This window comes from Streptomyces hygroscopicus, from assembly GCF_026168105.1.
GTDB lineage: Bacteria > Actinomycetota > Actinomycetes > Streptomycetales > Streptomycetaceae > Streptomyces > Streptomyces hygroscopicus_D.
The window spans coordinates 37,098-57,055 of record NZ_LBMW01000048.1; the positions used below are offsets into that span (position 1 = coordinate 37,098).

The 19,958-nt window shown below is 67.1% G+C and carries 13 protein-coding genes, 1 tRNA gene and 4 pseudogenes; 9 read left to right on the forward strand and 9 right to left on the reverse strand.

Going from position 1 to position 19,958, the window contains the following annotated elements:
- Positions 1–350: 350 nt before the first annotated feature.
- The 5 genes from mads5 to AAW14_RS32080 form a co-directional block, all read right to left on the reverse strand.
- On the reverse strand, positions 351–1,784 hold the full coding sequence (mads5, locus tag AAW14_RS32060; RefSeq protein ID WP_265567940.1) for a methylation-associated defense system restriction endonuclease subunit S MAD5: 1,434 nt from the start codon (positions 1,782–1,784) through the stop codon (positions 351–353).
- Positions 1,781–2,497 carry a methylation-associated defense system protein MAD4 gene (gene mads4 / locus AAW14_RS32065; RefSeq protein WP_265567941.1) on the reverse strand — a complete coding sequence of 239 codons (717 nt, stop codon included), beginning with the start codon at positions 2,495–2,497 and terminating at the stop codon, positions 1,781–1,783. The genes mads5 and mads4 overlap by 4 nt, the downstream gene beginning before the upstream one ends.
- A 77-nt stretch (positions 2,498–2,574) precedes the next feature.
- Complete coding sequence (gene mads3 / locus AAW14_RS32070; protein ID WP_265567942.1) at positions 2,575–3,918, reverse strand: methylation-associated defense system AAA family ATPase MAD3; 1,344 nt, start codon at positions 3,916–3,918, stop codon at positions 2,575–2,577.
- Entirely contained in the window at positions 3,915–6,107 is a 2,193-nt protein-coding gene (mads2, locus tag AAW14_RS32075; RefSeq protein ID WP_265567943.1) for a methylation-associated defense system DNA methyltransferase MAD2, read from the reverse strand. Before mads2 ends, mads3 begins: the two co-directional genes overlap by 4 nt.
- Positions 6,108–7,114: 1,007 nt before the next feature.
- Complete coding sequence (locus AAW14_RS32080) at positions 7,115–8,209, reverse strand: DUF1152 domain-containing protein (RefSeq protein WP_265567944.1); 1,095 nt, start codon at positions 8,207–8,209, stop codon at positions 7,115–7,117.
- Positions 8,210–8,289: 80 nt separating this feature from the next.
- On the opposite strand from AAW14_RS32080, the gene AAW14_RS32085 reads away from it, so the two are divergent.
- From AAW14_RS32085 to AAW14_RS32105, 5 genes and pseudogenes are all read left to right on the forward strand, one after another.
- Positions 8,290–9,030, forward strand: a complete 741-nt coding sequence (locus tag AAW14_RS32085; protein ID WP_265567945.1) for a GntR family transcriptional regulator — start codon at positions 8,290–8,292, stop codon at positions 9,028–9,030.
- A 276-nt stretch (positions 9,031–9,306) separates the two neighbouring features.
- Positions 9,307–9,744, forward strand: a complete 438-nt coding sequence (locus tag AAW14_RS32090; protein WP_265567946.1) for an ATP-binding protein — start codon at positions 9,307–9,309, stop codon at positions 9,742–9,744.
- Positions 9,745–9,833: 89 nt separating this feature from the next.
- On the forward strand, positions 9,834–10,562 hold the full coding sequence (locus AAW14_RS32095; RefSeq protein WP_265567947.1) for a GntR family transcriptional regulator: 729 nt from the start codon (positions 9,834–9,836) through the stop codon (positions 10,560–10,562).
- Positions 10,563–10,687: 125 nt separating this feature from the next.
- Positions 10,688–11,038 carry a hypothetical protein gene (locus AAW14_RS32100; protein WP_265567948.1) on the forward strand — a complete coding sequence of 117 codons (351 nt, stop codon included), beginning with the start codon at positions 10,688–10,690 and terminating at the stop codon, positions 11,036–11,038.
- Between the two features lie 5 nt (positions 11,039–11,043).
- A pseudogene (locus AAW14_RS32105) lies at positions 11,044–11,917 on the forward strand (FtsK/SpoIIIE domain-containing protein); the annotation flags it as partial.
- Here AAW14_RS32105 and AAW14_RS32110 read toward each other — a convergent pair.
- Positions 11,868–12,104 (reverse strand): annotated as a pseudogene (locus AAW14_RS32110) (replication initiator); the annotation flags it as partial. The pseudogenes AAW14_RS32105 and AAW14_RS32110 overlap by 50 nt on opposite strands.
- Between AAW14_RS32110 and AAW14_RS32115 the strand changes: the two are divergent.
- Together AAW14_RS32115 and AAW14_RS32120 are read left to right on the forward strand one after the other, a co-directional pair.
- Positions 12,101–13,156 (forward strand): annotated as a pseudogene (locus tag AAW14_RS32115) (tyrosine-type recombinase/integrase); the annotation flags it as partial. The pseudogenes AAW14_RS32110 and AAW14_RS32115 overlap by 4 nt on opposite strands.
- Before the next feature lie 149 nt (positions 13,157–13,305).
- Positions 13,306–14,196, forward strand: a complete 891-nt coding sequence (locus AAW14_RS32120) for a nuclease-related domain-containing protein (protein WP_265567950.1) — start codon at positions 13,306–13,308, stop codon at positions 14,194–14,196.
- Positions 14,197–14,609: 413 nt separating this feature from the next.
- Here AAW14_RS32120 and AAW14_RS32125 read toward each other — a convergent pair whose 3' ends face one another.
- The 3 genes from AAW14_RS32125 to AAW14_RS32135 all read right to left on the reverse strand — a co-directional run bounded on the left by AAW14_RS32125 (position 14,610) and on the right by AAW14_RS32135 (position 18,241).
- Positions 14,610–16,619, reverse strand: a complete 2,010-nt coding sequence (locus AAW14_RS32125) for a SpoIIE family protein phosphatase (RefSeq protein ID WP_265567951.1) — start codon at positions 16,617–16,619, stop codon at positions 14,610–14,612.
- A 249-nt stretch (positions 16,620–16,868) separates the two neighbouring features.
- On the reverse strand, positions 16,869–17,339 hold the full coding sequence (locus AAW14_RS32130; protein WP_265567952.1) for a GNAT family N-acetyltransferase: 471 nt from the start codon (positions 17,337–17,339) through the stop codon (positions 16,869–16,871).
- A gap of 830 nt (positions 17,340–18,169) precedes the next feature.
- Positions 18,170–18,241: transfer RNA gene (locus AAW14_RS32135), tRNA-Arg, on the reverse strand.
- A gap of 157 nt (positions 18,242–18,398) precedes the next feature.
- On the opposite strand from AAW14_RS32135, the gene AAW14_RS32140 reads away from it, so the two are divergent.
- Both AAW14_RS32140 and AAW14_RS32145 read left to right on the forward strand, forming a co-directional pair.
- Positions 18,399–18,896 carry a response regulator gene (locus tag AAW14_RS32140; protein ID WP_265567953.1) on the forward strand — a complete coding sequence of 166 codons (498 nt, stop codon included), beginning with the start codon at positions 18,399–18,401 and terminating at the stop codon, positions 18,894–18,896.
- A 560-nt stretch (positions 18,897–19,456) separates the two neighbouring features.
- Positions 19,457–19,958: pseudogene (locus AAW14_RS32145) on the forward strand (hypothetical protein); the annotation flags it as partial.

Consider the following 19,958-nt stretch of genomic DNA (forward strand, 5'->3'; position numbering starts at 1 on the left):
GAACGCAAGCGTCCCGGCCAGCGGTCGCCCGAATGCGGCCTCGCGCGGCAGGCCAGGTACGAGGACTTGCACGCGTGGTGCCGCCAGGAGAAGGACGTACCCCTGCCGCATGGGCGGGGCCTGCTCCTGATGCGCCGTTGCGGCTGCTCGTGTCACCAGCGGCAACGCTCGCGACGGACGGCCGACGGCCAGGAGCAAGGAGCTCACCTACGACGGCGGCAACCCCCGGCCAGGTGCCCGACTCGCTGACGTGGCCGCCCTGCCGCTGCCCGCGCTGCCGCGAGCGCACTGCGCGATAGCGATCCCCCGCAACAATGCGCCCGCCCCTTCGTCCAGGTCGGGGCGGGCAGTCACGCGGAAGCCGCGCCCGTGTACTCCGCGACCGCCTTCTCCAAGAGGCTCATGGCCTGGTCTTCCTTCTCGTCGGCTTCGTCGCGCCTGCGGTAGGCGGTCCGGACCACTTCTGCAATCCGGCTCCTGTCACCAGGCGCGAGTTTCGGAACGGGAATTTTCCGGCGCAGGCTCTCATGGATGTCCTGCTGCTTTCCTCCGACCGACATCGAACGGAGAATCCGGAATGCAGCCTCCGATCGAAGGAACGCGAAGAGGTAAGCGCCAGGGAAAGTGGAGTCACCGGACACTACGCGGAGGAAATGCTGCGAATAGACGTGATCCATCCAGGATCCCGTCACGAAGAGCGCCCGACAGAACACTTCGTTCTCGCCGAGAGTTCCCTGTGCGGCAATCATGGTGGTTTCATCTTGCGCGAAGATTCCAGCAGGCGCCTGCGTCGGGCTGATCCATCGCCCTTCGGGCCTGATCCAGAAGCCTTGCCTCTGCCCGATCAGGCGAGCCGCACCATGGCCAGGCTCGGCATCGATTCGCTTGAATCGGGCCCCAGACCCCAACATGCCTCCTTGGCAGACCTCGCCGAGAGTTACATGATCGACCGAGGCAAGAGCATCGATGATCCGCCGAGCCCTCGGCTGATAATTCAACGCCCGCAACGTGGTCGGCGTGAGCTTTCGCTGGGTAAAGCCCAGGTCCCGCGGCTGCTCATGCCACCGCACGTTGAGCAGCTTCTCCAGGCCGGCCGTGGTGAACAGGTCCCTGGTCGCCTCCTGCAAGCCGCTCTGGAACTCCAACCGGAGTTGCGCCGCCTCCTCCACGAGATCGTGGATACGGTTCTCCACCTCTTCCCCGAACCGCGGCACTGGCAGATCCGCGATGTGGTGCGGCTCGATGTGCTGGATGATTGCGCCGTAGGCCTGGCTGGTGATGATGGGAACGCCGAAGCGGCTCCGCAGGAAGGTGTTCAGGTAACCGGATTTCACCCTCGCCGGATTGGCTTGCACCTTCATCACGTGCTGCGAGGACCAGATTCCCCGCATGTCAGGTCGCACATAAGCCATGCGCCCGATGGTCCCCGAGCAGGAGATCAACGTCATCCCGGGCTGGATTTCCAGATAAGCCAATTTCTCTGCGACCTCATGGCCGAGCAATGGAAGATGCGTGAGATCCGCTTCCATCATGTCGGTACTGCCGAGAAAAGGCACACCCATTTCAGGATCGTTCACGTACACGCGACTGAACTTGGGACCGTTGAAGATCCCCCCGTTGTACCCCGCCGTGAGATCCGCCAATGCATCCTTGCGGACGGGAAGCCCCTTCAACAACTGCTTCGCCGCGAACGCCCCCGACAGATAAGGCGCCGCGTCCAGCCGGAGGCCCTGTTCTCGCAGCCAGCTCAGCCGGACCGGGTGATCGATGGACGCGGTCTTCACAGCTTGCGCTCCGTCTGCTCGATGGGATGGGTCCCGTACTTTCCCGCCGCCATCGCTTCCTGGGCCGGGAACCATTCGATCAGGGTGGCCGTCAGTTGCCGGAACGACTCGTCCGTGCACCTTCGCACGGAGCGCAGGTTCCGGGCGAGCCGCACCAAGATGCCACTGTCGGCGGGGGCTCGGGTGTAGCCCTGGTAGCGCAGCCACTCCACCGCGTGCTTCGGGTCCCGGGGTTTGTCGGTCCCGGGCTCCCACAGGCCGGCTGCCTCCAGGACTTCCCTCGGCGCACGGTCGTCGTACTTGGGGTTCCAGACCAGTGCGCGCTTGACGTCGTCCTGCGAGTCGACCCAGAACCAGTTCTCCAGCTCGGGGTCGATACAGATGACCTGGAACTGTTCCCAGACTCCGTCGAGTTGAGCGGCGATCAGCTCGCGGATCCGGTCCGGCCCGGGCGAGCCGTCGTAGGCGTTGTCCACGACGACGATCGCGCGGCGGTACTCGCGCCTCCAACGGTTGATCACGGCGGCTTCGCGCTTGACCAGTCCGGGGTCGTGCCCGCCGGCCCGCTTGATGTCCGTCTTGGGGTTGAAGGCGAAACGGGCGCAGCCCAGCCTGTGATGGAAGTCCTGTCGGCCCAGAAAGGTGCCGATCATCGCTTCCATGCCCTTGTCGGCGACAAGGAAGACCAGCTCCCGCTTCGTGGACTCGTCCACGGGGGCCGCTTGCCGGGGCACGGCGGTACGGAGAGACTCCGTGAATCCGGGACGTGGCCGTTTCGCGTCGCGGCGGCTCATTCGAAGACTCCCGCGGCGAACAGAGTGCCGAGATCGAGGTCGTCCAGGTCGGCGCGCCAGTCGGCCAGGCGCGGGTGTTGATCGCCGCGCACGACGGTGACCGCCCCGGTCTCGGTGTCCATCCGGGTGGCGAGGACGTCGGCCAGGTCGACCTGGGACAGCACCAGCGGTGACTGGGTGGCGACGAGGATCTGGCTGTCGGGGACGGTCCGCAGGGCCCGCATGACGATCTCAATGGCCTGAGGGTAGATGCCGTTCTCCGGTTCCTCGGTCACGAGCAGCGGGGGTGTGCCGGTGAGGTACGGCAGCAGCGTGAGAGCGAGGACGCGCAGGGTGCCGTCGGACAGCCCGGAGGAGGTGACCTGGTAGCCGCCGGTGTAGGTGACGCGGAAGTAGGCGTGGCGGTCCTCCTCGCGCTCGACGACGTCCACCGCTTCCACCTGGGGGAGTGTCAGTCGGACCAGGTCGATCCAGGCGTCGTAGAGTTCGGGATCCTGGCGGCGGAGCCGGAGGGCGAGCCAGGGCGTGTTCCGTCCCTGGGTGTCCAGGCCTGGTTCGGGGCCGGCGGGCGGGGCGGCCTGGCGGAGCGCGGACCACTCGGGGTCGTAGAGGACCGATCCTTCCTGGAGCAGGTTGCGGAACCACAGGGCGGCCGGGAAGTGGGTGTCGTCGAAGGGGACGGCGGCCAGCGCGAGGGTGTTGCCGCGGCTCTGGAGGCGGAGCTGGGGCTGGCGGCCGGTCTCGGAGGTGAACAGGACGACGGAGCCGCCGTTGTGCGTGATCACTGGCCGCCAGGGCTCCTGCCAGGGGTACTCGGTCCGCCGGGGACGGCGACCGGCGCCCGGAATGACCACCTTCTCGTCCGGGTCCCGGAACGCTTTGTCCCCCGGAACGGGCCGAATCGGGCTGTCCTCATGGAAGATCACCAGATGCTCACCAGCGATCTCGATGCCCAGCCCGCTGTCGACGGGCGCCAGGTGAAGCTCGTACCGCACATGCGTGGGAACGGGAATGCGCAGGTCGCGACTGGTGCCCGCGATCGTGTCGACGACGTCGCCCGGCAGCCGGGCCTCGACGGCGAAGCCGAACGCCCCGTCCCGCCCCCGGTGGGCGGGCTCGCTCAGGGAGAGGGCGCGCGGCGGGCGGCCGGTGGACGGCGAGGGTCGCAGGAACGCGTCCTCAATCTGCCGGACACTCAGCAGGTCCCGAAGCAGCACGGGGATGTCGAGGAGCGTGCTCTTGCCCGAGCCGTTGGCGCCCGCGAGGACGTGGAATCCGGAAAGATCGATGGCGAGATCTTCGAAGCAGCGGTAGTTGTACGCCTCGATGCGGGTGATCACGTACGGGCCTTCCAGGGAAGCTCGTGGGCGTGCCGCGCCTCGAACTCGTGAAACCTCTTCGCGATCTCCGGCAGGTCGTTGTCGATGATGGGCCGCTCGCGCTTGAACGTGCGCCGCACCTCGACACCCGAGACCCGGAGGACCTCCTCGTCCTCGTACTCCTCGGTGACGACGTGGCCCTCCGGAGACCGGACGACAACGGGCTTGCCCCGGCGGTCGAGACCCACCTTCTCGGCGACCGCCATGAACACGGGATAGTCCTCGGCTCCGTGGAAGCGCTCGGCCTGCTTCTCCTCGTCGGTCTTGCGGACGAGGAACAGCAAGGTGGTGAGGATGTTGACGCCGGCCTCGTAGATGAACGCCTCCACCGGCAGTTCGACGCTGGCCATGACCCAGCACTCCTGCAGGATGAACCGCCGTACCGCCTCGTCCGACGGGCCGGGATTAGACAGGATGCCGTTGGGCAGGACGATGCCGATGCGTCCTCCCGGCCTGACCCACTCGATGGCGCGCTGCACGAACAGCTGCTCGGGGGAGACGGCCGTGGCCTCACCCGACTTCTTCAGCTCACCGTTCTCGCGCGTATAGGTCCAGGCGACACCCCAGTCGCCACCGCGCTGGCGTACCCGGTCCCGATACCTGCCCAGGACCGCCGCCTCGGAGAAAGGGATGTCGGAGCCGAACGGCGGGTTCGTCATCAACACGTCCACGGCGCCGAGCTGTATCTCCGGCACCTTCTTCGCCTCGTCGTTCCCCGGCAGGTGGCCGTCGGGGAAGGCGATCGAGTCCATCTGGTAGACGTTGCCGGCGATGTCGGTGAGCATCATGACGCCCATCGCGGCGGCGCGGCGCAGGAAGGGGTCGAAGTCGGCGCCGAAGACATGCCCGCGCGCGTACGCGGCGAGCTTCTCGCGCAGAGGCGGGAGGATCTTGGCGTACTCCTGGCTGGTGAAGGTACCGCTCTTCGGTTTCCACTTCTCCTGAAGGTAGTTGAGGGTCTCCCGGAGGAAACCGCCCGTTCCGCAGCAGGGGTCGAAGACCGTCTCGTGTTCCTTGGGCGCGAGGATGTCCACCATGAGCCTCACCGCCCCGATGGGAGTGAAGTACTGGCCGCGGTCACCGCGCAGGTTGTCGCCCACGAGTTCCTGGTACGCCACACCCTTGGCGTCGATGGGGGTGGCGTAGAGGCTGAAGGGGGCCAGCTCACTGGTAATGAAGGTGAGGGCCGGATCGGACAGGGTGAGGCGGTCACGGTCGTCGAACAACCCCTGATCCGCGTAGAAGGCCTTGACCTCGTTGAAGAGTTCCTTTATCCGGGCGGCGACGGCAGGGCTGCCTGTGCGGCCGTCCTTGTCCAGGTCCTCGATGCCGACCCGGAAGCGTGGTTCCTGCCGCTCTTCACGGACCAGCCGTTCGTCATGGATCTTGGCGAACAGGACGTAGAGGAACTGCCAGAAGGCGGCGTCCTTGGGCAGGCCCTCGTTGCCGTGGATGAAGTTGTGGCAGCGGCGGAAGGCGAAGCGGAGCATGTACTCGTCCGCGTGCCGCAGCTCCGCCAGGGAGGACGCGTCACGAGTGGCGTCGAACTCCTCGTTGTCACCGCGCGGCCAGTTCGGCAACGGCCGGAAGCGCGGCTCGAAGCGGGTGCTCTCGCGCTCGATGAAGTACAGGTCCTTGTCGTCGGTCCACATCCCCAAGGTGCACGACGGTCCCGCGGCGGCCATCAGGTCGCGGAGCTCCTGCAGCTGGGCGTCCGCCTGGGCGTAGGTACGGATCTTGGTGACCGTACGGCCGTTCCTGGGGCGTGCCTTGGTGACCACGATGCGCTTCAGGGTCTCCGGCGACTTCGGCTTGCCGTGCTCGAAGATGGCGATGCTCGCCCGCTTGCGGCTCATCCGGCCCGTCTCGGCGTTGAGGACCTGAAGCGGATAGTCGCGGACCATGTCCTCGGGGTTGATGCCGTACTGGTGCACCAGGACCTTGGCGATGCGCTGGCGGACGATCTCGGCGTCGGTCAGCTTGACGACGTCCTTGTTGCTGATGTAGTCGATCGTCTCATCATCGGCGAGCTTTCGAGGTGCGCCGGTCGAATCGGGCTGCTGCTTGGGCCGCCCGTTTTCCGTCGGCTTCTCCGATACGGGGATACCCAGGTCCAGCTGCTCGTCGGCCATGTGTACCGTCTGCTCCATTCCGACTACCGTCAGTCCCGCCGACGGATAGATCTGTGTGCGCTGCGCGCACCCACACCTTAAGGCAGTGCGAGGCTCCGCGGTGGTGCCGGGCTTCTCCAGCCTCGGTGCGCAAGGACAACGCCCGACTGATCTACAGCGAGATTGGCAGGGTTATCGTCCGACCTGCCCATATGAACATCAGCGACTGAGCTCGGGGCACTACCACGCATGCCGTAGAACTCCACCGGAGCACTGCGCCCCCTCGAGCAGTAAGGCGGCTGGACGACTTCGCCTCGGAGTGACCCACAAAGTCGGCAGACGAGTACACCGAGGCGGCTGCAGTGCGGACGCGGCCCGTTGCCGAGTTGGGTCACAGGGTTGCCGAATGCCGATAACGGCTGAATCGTGGACGGGGGGCACCAGGTGAAAAGTGGACGTCAAGGACCGCCCGTCCAGCACCCGGACCGTGCGGGACGGCCACAGCCGGGTCTACGGCGCGTATGGGGTGCGGAAGGTGTGGCTGCAGTTGCCGGGAGAGCTGTGAGGCGGGGATCTACTGAGCGAGGACCTTCCGACCCCGGCACCTTTCCCTGTCCACCACTCACCCAGCTCCCATCCCGTCCGCCGTCGACTCACACGATGTGGAGCGGGCGTGGTTCCTGGCGTCCAGGTGGAGCGCGCCACTGTACGAACGACCTGGACGCCAGGGGCCGCGTCTGCTCGGCTCTGCCTGAGTCGACGGCGGACGGGATGGGAGCTCCCCGCGCACGCCACTACGGACCCGCGGTCGGAAACGGCGCCCCCTCCATCCCGGTGCCGGCCGATCCCCCGCCGGAGGCATCGTTTTGACCGTGGCCACTCCCGTGCAGTAGTCGGCTCGTGACCTTCGGTTCGTTGATGTGCGCGTGGTCCGGCCCCCTGCCGGGCTGGAGCGGGGCGGAGACAGGAGCGCAGGCCCGGCCGGGGGCCGGGCCGCGCGCGGTGAGCGGAGCGAGCCGCCTTGAACCAGTGAAGAAAATTGTTACTCAGGCTTCTGCTGGGATGTGCCACAGGGGCGCGGCGTATTGCTCCGGTCGGCTGTTGATGAGGAGTTGACGCAGGTCGTCGCGTTGCGAGCCGTTGAGGTTCAGGGCCTCGGTGATGCGGCGGAACGTTGTGTGCGTGACTCCGCGGGCTCGGGCTTCGGCCTCGAACTGGGCCAACCGGGCAATGATCGCTTCCGGGTCCAGCTCCGTCGGTTGCTGCTCTTTGAGCCACAGGGCCTTGTTGCGCTCGTAGTCGATCTCTGAATAGCCGCAGACCTCACGGCTGTACCTCTCGACCTCGTCCAGGCTCTCGGTCGCCATGATGGCTCGGGCCAACTGGTTGCGGCTGACGGCCTCGTCCAGGTCGACCTCATGCACCGTCGGGCTCTCGTCCGTAAGCGGCACCGGGAGCCCTGCATCCCGGATCTCGCACGTGCCTCGGACGCCTCGGGCTGTTGCTGCGAGTACCCCGGTCGCCTCGGAGGGATGCCACTCCAGTACCGAGCTAATCCGTTCGACGTCTGTCGGGGTGAAAGTGTGGACGAGGGGGCCGAGTACGGTTCGCAGGTCTTCCGGCAGGAGTTCGCCGTCCACGCCGGGGCCCGCGACGAGGAGCCGCACGGTTGCGTTCACCTGGCAGCACGCGGCAAGCGTCAGGGCGTCGGCGAGGGGGCTCTTGAGCGTCGGCTCGTCGCCCCGCGCAAGGATGTCCCCGCCTACGTCCAGGAGGTCGATCGACTCGGGTTCCAAGTGGTTCACCAGCTCTTCGAGCTGGCGCGTGATGCCTTCGGCACCGTGGTACGGGTCGATGAGAGCGAAGGTGTGTGGGAGTTCCGCTGCGAGTCGGGGGAGTGTGGAGCCTGCGGGAGCGATCGGGCGGGCCTCCGCCGGCACTGCCCATACAGCCGGGGTGATCTGTTCGAGGCCCGTGAAGTCGGTAGCGCCCCGCGGGCCCGCTATCGGGTCGATCAGAAGGCGGTCCCACGCGTACGTGAGGATCACCGCCTGGTCCTCGTCGCCGTACAGAGCGGCGTCAAGCATTGCGGCGGCGACAGCGTCGCCCCCTCCTCCTGCTGCGACGATCAACCGCGTCATGCGCACAGGGTACGGGTTCACGGATTGGCCACTCACCCTATAGTGGCTAGAGGCCATAGCCACTTGGACTAGGAGGGTAGATGCCTCAGATTGAGGAGGCTCAGCCGAAGTACCTCCAGATCGCGCACTTCATCCGTGATCAGATCCTTCGGGGTGACCTGCGTCCGGGAGACGAGGTTCCCTCGGAGCGGCAACTCGCCGCGGACTGGAATGTATCGCGGCCCACGGCCGCACGGTCGCTGGAGGCGCTGAGTCATCAGGGCCTGGTCGAGAAGCGTCAGGGTTCGGGCACGTATGTGCGGAGTCCGGAGGTCAACCGGCGCGCACGTGAGCTGTACGGGCGAGCCCGGCAGACCGGGAAGATCTACACGCCCGGTGAGTACGCCGTCATCACTTCGGCCGGCTGGCTGGAGGCGCCGGAGTATGTGGCGGAGGCCTTGGGCCTGGTGAAGGATCGTCGGGCGGTGCACCGTCGCCGGGTGACGAACAACCAGGACGGGCCGATCACACTGTCCACCTCGTGGTTCGCTCCGGATGTCGGAAAGGGGGCTCCCAAGCTCATGGACCCTGAGCGGATCCAGGAGGGGACGCTCATGTATGTCGAGACCATGACGGGGCGTCAAGGCAGCTACGCCGAAGATCGCATGTGCGCTCGGGCCGCCACGGATGAGGAGGCGGCCGATCTCGGGCTGGAGCCGGGCTCCGCGGTCCTGGTCGTCCATCACGTCGTCTTCGACCTGCAGGATTGGCCGCTGGAGTTCGCCGAAGCCACGTATCCCCCGCACCGCTGGGCCTTCGAGCAGGGGTATCCGCTCACCTGACGGCGTGACAGATGCGTCGAACCGCTTGCGCACCCGAAGTGGCTAATGCCACTATCCACAAAGTGGCTAAGGCCACTTGACAGGAAGGGGCACGACGTGACGAGTCGGCGGCCGGATCAGGGTGCTCGCTTAGCTTGCCGGGGGTGTCGGGGACGTGGCTGGAAGAGCGTCGGCTCCCGTACGGCGCTGGCGCTCTCCACGGTCAACGATCGCAGCCGTGCCACGTCGAAGCGGCGCTGCCTCGACTGCGACGGCAGCGGCAAGGAGTGAGCGCGGATGGCTTACATCATCGATCGCTGCGGCGGCCAGGGCCCAGCGCGGCTTGGAGCGATGCCCCTGCACCCTGGCCCGGAGTCCGTGCCCCGGGCTCGGCGCTGGTTTCGTAGGTTCATCGCTCCCTACAACCCGGCCTGTTCGGTCGACGACTGCACGTTGATGATCTCGGAGTTGGTGACCAACGCGATCCTGTACGGGCGATCGGACGAGACCTGGCTCGTGCGTGTGGAGTGGTACCGCGAGGGGACCTCGCTGCGGGTCGAGGTGCACAACCCCGGGTTTCCCGCGAACGTGCGGATGCGGCACCCGGAAGCGAACGACGCCCACGGGCGCGGACTGTTACTGGTCGATTCCATCGCCGACTCCTGGCACTCGGGGCCCAGTCGCTTCGGTGGAACCATGGTCGCCTTCATGGTGGCCGATGCCTGGCCGGTCTGAGGGGAAGCTACCCCGCTTCTACTGCCGCAGGAGAAATGTCGCTAGTCTGGTTGACCAGTTGACTTGGCCAATCTCGACAGGCGGCGTCCATGGCGTATGAAGTGGTGGCACCGAAGTATGTGCGCCTCGCGCAGACGATCCAGCGCCGTATTGAGGATGGCACCTACCCGCCGGGGTCCCGGGTTCCGAGTGAGAACCAGCTGGTGCAGGCGTTCGGAATGTCCCGCCCCACCGTCGTCCGGGCGCTGGAGTTGCTGAAACGGGATGGCTGGCTGGAGTCCCGGCAGGGGTTCGGCACGATCGTCCGCGGCCGTCCGGAAGTCGTCGAACGGAAGGACCAGAGGGGTCGCGAGGCGCTGGAGCGCGACGAGTCGCAAGCTCCCGGGCGGCTGGTCGAGGTTGAGCGTGTACCTGTTCCGGCTCGGGTCGCCTCGGCGCTTGGGCTGCCGAAGCGGGCCGAAGTCCTCATGCGCCGGTTCCTCGTCGAGGGGGACGGCGAAGCGGTCGAGCTGATCTCGTCGTACTTCCCCGCCGGCCTCGTCGAGGGCACCGACCTGGAGCGCACGGAACCTCTGAGTGGTGGCGTCCGGGGGCACTTGGAAGCGCGGAAGAAGGTCCGCTTCGACCACGTCACGGAGCGGGTCTCGGCTCGACTGCCCGAACGCGACGAAGCCGAACTGCTGGGGCTGCCGGACGGGGTTCCCGTCCTGAGCGTGCTGGTTGTGGCCTGTGACGCTTCCGGTACCGCGTTGCAGGTGTCTGACGTGCTGCTTCCTGCCGACCGGCAGGAACTTGAAGACACGTACCGCTTGAACTGACTGGTTCCTTCGGGGGACTTCACCGCGATAGCGACTTGACAAGTCAACTTGGCATCCATGGCTTCGAGCTTGCTAAGTCAACTTGTCATGTGGACAGGTTGATCGATTCAGAAGGAGAAATCCCAGTGCGTGTGATCCGCGTTGACGCCTCGACCGCCACGATCCTGCTCACGGAAGCTCCGGCGCCGAAGGTGCGCGACCGGCAGACCGGCGAGATCGCCAAGGACGCCGTGAGTGGCGAGGCACTGATGACCGTCGGCGTCGTCTACATCGACGAAGGCGAGTCGTCGCTGATCCAGGTCACCGTTCCCGAGAGCGGCGTCACGGACGGGCTGACCGTCGGTGCTCCGGTCTCACTGCCGGGGCTGGTGGCTCGGCCGTGGGAAAGCGTGTTCAACGGCCAGCAGCGCCACGGCATCGCCTACCGCGCCACCGCTGTTGCGCCCGGTGCCTTCCCGATGGCTCAGGCGGGCTGATAGCCGTGACCGATCTCATGACGTTGGCCGAGCTGGGCGGGCCGCTCGCTGCAATGGGCGGCGCGGCCTACGCTCGGCACGCTCACCCGGCGGCGTACTGGTCCACGGTCGGGCTGCCGGTCTCGGTGGCCCGGCTGATGGCCTCGTACACCTCGACCATGGACGCCCGCGGCCTGACCGTCGAACCGTCCCGGTGGCGGACGCTGGCCGTCAAGGCGACCACTCGCCGTGAGGTCCGGCCTGTCCCGCCCCGCCGGGGCATGATCCGGCCGACCTCGACCGGTCTCCGGATCCGGCTGCGGCTGGCTGCGGGCCAGGAACCGGCGGACGTGGCGGCCTCGGCGGAACGACTCCGCCACGCCTGGGGCGTCCATGCCGTGTACGTCCGCGACGTCAGGCCTGGTGTCGTCGAGCTCCGGCTCGTCGGCTTCGACGTCCTGCGGAAGGTGCGGATGCCCCGTCGGATCGACGGCGGGCTCCTCCGGGTCCCCGTGGCTCTGCGGGAGGACGCGACCGCGTTCTTACGCGACTACCGCGCTGTACCGCATGAACTCGTCCTCGGCGCCACGTTGTCCGGCAAGTCCATGTACCTGCGAAACCTGCTTACAGGGCTGGCGGCTCAGCCTGTCGTCCTGGTCGGTATCGACTGCAAGCGCGGGGTCGAGCTGGCGCCATTCGCCGCCCGGCTCTCCGCGCTGGCGACCGACCCGGACCAGGCGGCCGAGCTGCTGCCCGTGCTCGTGAAGGAGATGGAAGATGGCTCTGGGCGACATCGCCCCTGACGCAGCCGTCGCCGCCTGCGCCATCGCTGCCGAACGGCCCGGCCTGGCCGTAGCGGGCGACACCTCGGGCGGCTGGTCGCCGTCTCGGCGCCCTTGGTGGCGTACTTGGCGATGTACGCCGCTACGGCGCGCTCGGTCAGCTCCTGGCCGTCGTCGAAATCGGCGCAACGAATCGGGCGGACATCCAGCTGTCGGCCGAACACGAAGCTGTGGGCCCGGCCGTCGATCTCCGCTCCGTCGACACGCGCGTTGGTGGCGGCGGCTCGGATGGCGTCGGTGAGCAGCTACCATGGAGCTGCTCGTCGAGCGCGCAGGACGGCCGTTCGATGAGGAGATCCGTAAGGCATTACGCAACTGGGCCTTCGTGTTGCCAGGGCCGAACGACCGGGAAGTTCCGGATAACGTTCAGAACGTTCTGCACTGGGTGGCAAAGGCATCCCGACCGCTTGCGGATCTCGCTGAACCGGCAATTTCCCATGCAGTGCTCGATGGGCTGAAGCTGAAGCTCGACGGCACCGCGGCAGCCGCTGAGACTGTGCGGCGGAAGCGGCGGACCCTCGTCAACGCTGCGAACTACGCGGTCGACTTGGGGGAGCTGCGTGAGAATCCGATTACGGCGGTTCGCTGGCAGAAGCCCAAGGTCTCGAACCAGGTCGATCCGCGTGTTGTCGCCAACCCGGAGCAGGCTCGCAATCTCCTGGCAGCAGTGTCCTACGTGGGCGGCTACCGGCGTGCTCGCGGTCGGCGTCTCGTCGGGCTGTTCGCGGCGATGTACTTCGGTGGCCTCCGTCCTGCTGAGGCGGTGGGCCTGGTGGAGACGGACCTCGTCCTCCCGGAGCAGGGCTGGGGATCGGCGCTGCTCCACCGGACTCGTCTTTCGGTCGGCAAGCAGTGGACCGACTCGGGGGAGACCCACGACGACCGCGGGCTCAAGAATCGGCCGGCTGAGGGCGTTCGGCGTGTGCCCATTCCGCCCCAGCTCGTCGCAGTGCTACACGATCACCTCGTCACATTCGGCACGGCGGAAGACGGGCGGCTCTTCTTCAGTGAGAAGGGCTCGGTCGTCGCGTCCTCGACCTACTACCGCGTGTGGCAAGAGGCTCGGCTCCTGGCGCTCCCGCCGGCCGTCGCGGCCTCGCCGCTCGCGAGTAGGCCGTACGACCTTCGCCACTCGGCGCTGTCGACGTGGCTAAACGCCGGAGTCGATCCCACCGAGGTTGCCGAACGCGCCGGCAACAGCGTTGAGGTCCTGCTGACCCGGTACGCGAAGTGCCTCGACGGACGGCAGGACGTCGCCAACCGTCGCATCGAGGACCTGCTCCGCGAGTACGAGTGAGACAACCTGCACCCACACCGAGTCCCCAGGCATGCCCGGGGCCTCCCTCGTGTCGTGCCTTACCTGCGGCGATGCTTCAAACGGGAGGAGCGAGCTGAGCCGCACCGCTCGCCCTGCGGTCTTGTGGCTTCGTCTTTCTTGCTGCTGACATGTCGGCAATGTCGCTGCGAGAGCACAGGGGCCTTGTGGAGCTGCACGTCACGCGCTGGAAGCGGTACGGACATGATCGCCTGTACGCCAACCTGCCTGATGGCACCGCGGTCGGTTGGGCGGACGTCAGAACGGGGAACATCACAGTCCTGCACGCTGAGTATCGCGACGACGTGATTGCCGTGCTGACACAGCACTTACAGAACCTCACCGAGGCAGTCCCGCCAGACAGGGCGCCCGAGGCTAGAGCGCGTCCGATGCTGCCGCCTCTGACGCCAGCCGACGACCTGGCCGTCAACCCTCCCGGGGCGTCCTTGCGCGATCTGCTCGATGAATCTGGCCCGGGGCTAATGGAGCGAGTGGTCTCACGGCTTCTTCGGCGACCCACGGAGTGGGACTCCTGGCAAAAGGGATTGGCGGGGGAGCGACGAGTGGGGGCCGAGCTGAACCGCTTAGGGCACCACGGCTGGCGTGTCCTGCACTCCATCCCCTTGGCCAACAAAGTGGATATCGATCACTTACTGATCGGGCCTGGTGGGGTGTTCAGCATCAATACGAAGCACCACCACAAGAAGGCCGTATGGGTCGGCGATGATTCCGTGAAAGTCGATCACGGAAAACCGGCGCCCTACGCACGCAAGAGTCGGGCGGAGGCCAAGCGAGTAGTCCGAGTGCTTGAGCACTATTGCGACTTTCCTGTACCGGTGGAGCCAGTGCTCGTGTTCGTCGGTGTCACCGAGCTGAAGGTGGTCGCTACGCAGCTCAGTGTCCGGGTGTACCAGGAACGCCAAGTAGCGGCACTTGCTCCGCTCTCGGGCGTACTCACGGCCGAGCAGGTCGAGCAGGTGTACAGCGTCGCTCGCCATCGTCAGGCTTGGAGTCGGGCTTGAGCCAGTGCGCCGCGGTGAGGCGCTGGCCGCCTTCACGGGTGCCCGTGGGCGGCCGCCATGGCGTGATGATTTATATGAGGCAGGCCGCAGGGCGTGCGACCCTCGCCTTTTCCCGAACCTCACCTGCGGTGATGCTCCAAGATCCCGTCCACGCCTCGTCCACGGATCCCGACATACGGCCGCTCTGGGCGGCACACGGCTGCACACACACGAAGACCCCGGCCTCAGCGTTTCCGCTGGTGACGGGGTCTTTGGGCACCTCATACTGGGTGCCCCCGGCAGGATTCGAACCTGCGCACACGGCTCTCGCTCCGTTGAGGGAGGTGTGCGGACTCTCAACCCACCGATGCAGGAGCTCCGTTTGATTTCTGTTGTGTTGCACTCGACCTGTCTGACGCGCTGGTCGAGTCGGTTCAGAGAGTCTGCTCGGCCCAGACGGTCTTGCCGTCGAGGGAGTAGCGGACGCCCCAGTTCTGTGCGAGTTGGGCGATGATGAACAAGCCGCGCCCGCCTTCGTCGATGGTCTTCGCGTGGCGCAACCGCGGCGCGAGGGGATTGCCGTCGTGGACCTCGCAGGTGAGTGCGCGGTCCTTGATGAGCCGCAGCCGCAGAGGTGGGGTGCCGTAGCGGACGGCGTTGGTGACCAGTTCGCTGACGATCGTTTCGGTGATGTAGGCGGTTTCCTCATCCACTCGCCAATAGGCGAGCTGGTGTTGGGTGTGGGCGCGCGCTGTGGCGACAGCTTTGGGGTGTTGGTCGAGAGGCCACGCGGCGACCTGGTCGGCGGGGAGTGGGTGGGTGCGGGCGAGGAGCAGGATGACGTCGCCGTGGCGGGTGTCGGTCCGCTGCCGGTAGAGCACGTCATCGCACAGATCCTGCAGAGGCCGGTCAGGGTGGGCCAGCACCCGTTGGAGGGTGTCCGAGGACGCGGAGGTGTGCAGGAGGGATGCGGTGTAGAAGGCGAGGACGCTGCCATCGGCGACAGAGATCGTGGTGGCGGCGAAGGGGGGTCCCTCGGCACTGCCCAAGGGAGGTCCGCTCGGCAGGTGGGGGATCTCGGTCCTCCCGTCGGGATGGGCGATGACGGGTGGGGGGTGGCCGGCCAGGGCGATGATGCAGGTCTGGGCGAGCGGGTCGTAGACCGCGTACGCGCAGCTTGCCGTAAGGGGCATGCGGTCGCCGGGCGGCAGAGCTGCGCGTTCCTGGGCCAGGCATACGACGGTGTCGTTGAGGCGTGCGAGGAGTTCGTCGGGCTCGAGGTCGAGTGCGGCCAGGGAATGGATGGCGATCTCAAGCTGTGCCATGGTGGTGGCCGCGTAAATGCCCTGCCCTGCGACCTCACCGACCACCAGCGCGGTGCGGGCGCCTGACAGGGCGAAGGTGTCGAACCCGCCGCCCCCGCCCACCTCTGAGGGCACGTGCAGGTGCGCGGTTTCCACCGTGGTCTGCGACGCCGGGCAGGGAGGCAACAGGTGACGCTGGATCGTCAACGCGATGGTGTGTTCGCGGGTGTAGCGGCGGGCGTTGTCGATGCACAGTGCGGTGTAAGCGGCCACTGCGAGGGCGAGGGTGACATCGTCGTTGTCGTAGACGTCCGCCTGGTCGGTGCGGTACAGGCTCAGCAGCCCCAGAATGGTTCCACGCAGCGTCAGGGGCACGGTGATGAGGCTGTGGGCGCCGGATGCGCGGATCGCCTCGGCCCGCGGCGAATCGGCTGCCAGCCAGGGTGTGTCGGGGCCCAGGGCCACGAGGCGGGGTTTGAGGTCGGCCAGCGTCTGGGCGTAAGGCGTCGGGACCGGTAGCGCGCGCACGTCACCCACCGGATGTGCCTGAATCTGCTCCTCGCCGCCTTTGTGGCCGAAGGCGGCACGGCGAAGCGGCACCTCCCGTCCCAGAGGGCTCAGCGGAGGGTCCTCGCCACGTATCACTGCGTCGACCACTTCCACCACGGCGATATCGGCGAGGTCCGGCACCACCGCCTGCACCAGTTCCTCACAGGTAGCCACCACATCGAGGGTCCGTCCCACGTGCTCGCGCACCGAGCGGAGGACGCGCAGGCGGGCGCGTACGTTTTCGCGTTCGGTGACATCGAGCATCTCCGCCAGTACCCCCCAAATCCTCCCCTGCGGGTCCTCCAGGCGGGATGCCGAGACGGAGAACAGGTACTCCGGACCCGGCGCGCCTTTCGGACGCATCCCCACCAGCTGCCCCCGCGCGGGCGTGCCGCTCTCCAGCACGCCACCCAGCATCGCCTCCACCTCACCGGGTGCGGAAAGGTCGTACACGTCGGTGACGTGCCGGCCGACGATCGGTTCAGGGGGCGCTTCGTGCAGAACCGGTCTGGTGAGGTTGAGCCGGAGGACTCGCAGATCGGTATCCAGGATCAGCAGGCCTGTGGGGGACTGGTGAAACAGAGCGTCCAATACGGCAGTGTCCTCGACAGGCGGGATGGCTTCGTTTTGCGCCACGGCAACCCACCTCCACTACCAGCCTGCTCCTGGCTCCCATGCGCCGCTCCCTCACTTCGCGAGACGTGTCGGGCGTCGGGGGTCCAGATGTGGGTTTGGGCGGCCGGCCTGCTCGGCTTGGGTCCTCAACTGAGTGTGTCGGAGGTGTGTCGCGACCCTTGTGACCACCTCAGGTCAAAACTGTCCGCGCTTCCGTAAAACAGCTCACCGAGCGGGGAAGGTGAGTCGCAGAACGATCTCGCCGTCGTCGATCTCCCCGGTGGGCTCGAACCCGAACTTCTGGTAGAAGGGCCACGGCTCGCCGTCGCCGGGCTCGTAGCTGGTCAGCAGCTCGGTGGCGCCGTCCGCGCGAACCAGGGTGGCGACCTGCGTGAGCGCCTCTCGGCCGGTCCCTCGCCCCTGGTACCGCTTGTCGACGAGGAGGCGCCAGAGGAAGTGTCGCCCTTTGTAAGGACCGGCCGGCGGTTTCCACGACAGCATCACGAAGCCGACTGGCTCATCGCTGCGGTACACGGCGCGGTACCAGGGATTGGCCTCCGGTTTCTTCGCCGCCTCCTTCAGGGAGTGGGACACGGAGGCGACGAATTGCTTCTGGTCACGTCGGACGCGGAGGGCACGGACGGCATCGCGGTTGTCGTCGGTGATCTCCCGTAGGTGCACGCTCGGGGATCTCATGCCACACCCCTTCCGCATCCGACAGCTGCGCCGTCCCGGCCTACGTGAAGAGCCGATACCGGGCGGCATTCCCGCGCATCCGCGTTGTCGAGGCCGCCAGGTCGGACGTCTTCGCAGCGTATTCGACCCAGGCGATCTGGAGCGGCACTGGCACGCCGGGCTGTGACCGCGCCCAAGGCAGCTCCTAGGAGAGCAACCTGGCCTGACGCGGCGATGCGCATGCGCAGGCCCCTTCGTCAGTTAGATGGGCTGACCTGGGTAATCGCTCGGCCGCGACTGGCTCCCCGTCGACCGCGGACGAGCCGGATGCCGCAGTCGCAGGTGATCGCGAGAGGTTTCCTTCGAAACCTACCGAAAGGCTATTGACTTATGGCGCCTGGCGTGCATCGTGATTAGTAGGCCATAACACCGAAAGAGTTGCAAAGTCGATGAGGACGTCTAGCCGGCTAGTGACTTGGACAGGATGTGGTTCAGGCCCCCAGTAAGCCGGCGCGATACCGAGGCAACAGTGACGACTGAAGCTTCAGGACACGAGCAGTACTACTGGGGACTGTTTTTTGCCCTCAAGGCGCGGCCACTGCACCGTGCTCTACCGCGACAGTCAGCCGACCGAGATCGGCTACTGCAACCGACCCTCAGGCCCCTGGACTTGTCCCGGGGCCTCGCCCTTTGTCGGGGCTGACCTGGGCAGACGCCTCAAGATCCCGTCCACGCCTCGTCCACAGACCCCGGCATACAGCCGCTTCGGGCGGCACACGCCTGCACAAACACGAAGACCCCGGCCTCAGCGTTTCCGCTGGTGACGGGGTCTTTGGGCACCTCATACAGGGTGCCCCCGGCAGGATTCGAACCTGCGCACACGGCTCCGGAGGCCGTTGCTCTATCCCCTGAGCTACGGGGGCGTGTCGGCCGCTCTCTGCGGCGACGGGTAGAACCCTACCAGCTCCTTCGGGGTCTTCATGAACGGTTTCCCGGGGGCTGCTCGGTGCCGCTCGCCCGGACGGGGTGGAAGTCGGGAAAACCCGGACGCGACCCCCGGAGTCGACCTACTCTCGAGTTGTGCCAGGCGTGTCCGGCCGGGTGCTTGTTGTGGACGACAACAAGGTCATCCGGCAGCTGATCAGGGTCAACCTCGAACTGGAGGGTCTCGAGGTCGTGACCGCCGCCGACGGTGCCGAGTGTCTGGACGTCGTGCATCACGTGCAGCCCGATGTGGTCACCCTGGACGTCGTCATGCCGCGGCTCGACGGGCTGCGGACCGCCGCGCGGCTGCGTGCCGACCCCCGCACGCGGACTCTTCCCCTCGCCATCATCAGTGCTTGTACGCAGTACGAGGTCGAGAGCGGCCTTGACGTGGGCGTCGATGCGTTTCTCGCCAAGCCCTTCGAGCCTTCCGAACTCGTACGGCTGGTGAAGGAGTTGATGGAGCGACGTGAGCCTGTCGGGGAGGGGGCGTCCGCGTTCGGGGGTGGTCTTGATGTGGGTGACGGGCACGTCGCGCCCACCGGGTCTCCCGCCCCTGCGAAGCCTCCTGCCCGGACGATGCCTCCCGCCTAGGCAGGCCTCTGGCCCGGGTGTCGGGCTCCCGCCCCTGCGAAGCCTCCTGCCCGGACGATGCCTCCCGCCTAGGCAGGCCTCTGGCCCGGGTGTCGGGCTCCCGCCCCTGCGAAGCCTCCTGCCCGGACGATGCCTCCCGCCTAGGCAGGCCTCTGGCCCGGGTGTCGGGCTCCCGCACAGGCGAAGCCTTCGGCCCGGATAGGGGCCCGCCAGGCAGGGTCTCCTGTCCGGAGTGGGACTCCAGCCCGGGCGAGGCCTCTGGGGCGCGCGAGACATGTGGGGCACATGGGCCTTGAGTTACGCCGGCATGTGGTTCGAGTCCCGCCGACATGTGGTGGGAGCCGTCGGCTGATGGTTCAGGGCTGGAGATTGTTCAGGGCCGGAGATTGTTCAGGGCTGCGGGCGGGCAGTTGAGTTGCGCCGACAGGTGGGCGCGTGCCATCGGGCCGGCGCCCCAATGCACCCCGCCAAACCTCCCACCCCACCCACCCCGTCCACATCCCGGACCCCCGCCCAAACCAGTTCGCATACCTGCCCCCCTCCTCCCATACCCTTGTCCCGTGACCCCCGTCGAGCTCTCCCGTACCGTGCTGTGCGCGGTGCGTCGTGCTGTCGATGACGGGGAGCTGAGCGTGGCCGTGCCCGCACGTGCCGTGGTCACCCCGCCCGGGCCCGGCGGCCGTGGCGACTACGCCACCAACATCGCCCTGCAGCTCGCCCGTCCAGCCGGACGGACGCCCCTCGACGTCGCCGAGATCCTGCGGCCCCGTATCCGGGACACGAGCGGCGTCGCCGATGTCGAGATCACCGGGCCCGGCTTCCTCAACATTCATCTCGAGCGGGCCACCGCCACCGCCGCCCTCGTCCGGGAGATCCTCGGCTGCGGCCCTGGTGACGGCTCCGGCAACGGAAGCCCCCCGCCAGCCCGCACCCGGCACGGCGACACCCGGCACGGCGACACCCGGCACGGCGACACCCGGCACGGCGACACCCGGCACGGCGACACCCGGCACGGCGACACCCGGCACGGCGACACCCGGCACGAACAAACCTCATACGAGT